The organism is Bartonella sp. AD328YNZD (assembly GCF_042196425.1).
In genome coordinates, this window is the sequence record NZ_JBHIQG010000865.1 from 1 (window position 1) to 541 (window position 541).

Below are 541 nucleotides of genomic sequence, written 5' to 3' on the forward strand. Positions count from 1 at the left end.
GTGACTCATAAAACCTATCAAAATACTCATTATGATATCTTAAAAGCACATATCAAATTTGTCTTTTTTCCATAAAATAAACAGAAAATTTCACTATTTTGCTGATCTTATCCTATGCCATGGGCTGTGGATAAGTACCTTTAAAAACTCTTTTGAAAAAAATTTATCCGTTTTTTCGCATTTTTCTGCATTTTTTTCACTATTTACTCAAAATGGATTTAATAAGCTTCATTTTGATTCTTTTGAAGAGAATTAATCAATAGAATATATTGTCATGGAGTTTATTCTTTATGCTTCGCCCTCATCATTATGATCATGTCTCTTTACGCTCTCTCTTGGAATATTATCGTCAACAAGCAAAATCACCCCGTGAATTGGGAACGCTGTTTGAAAACCTTGTCATGGTTTATTTGACGCAAGACCCGCTTCAAAAGCAAGAATACGAGAAGGTTCAAACCTATTGTGAATGGGCGCAAGAGCATGGAGAAAATGGAACTGATATTGGGATTGATTTGGTCGCTACAATCCGTGATGAAGGAGG

General features: G+C 34.0%; 1 protein-coding gene. It reads left to right on the forward strand.

Features of this window, described 5'->3' with window-relative positions; genetic code table 11:
• Positions 1 to 290 precede the first annotated feature (290 nt).
• Positions 291 to 541, forward strand: a 251-nt coding sequence (locus ACFIO3_RS15475; protein WP_375704822.1) for a hypothetical protein, incomplete at its 3' end; no start/stop codon positions are given.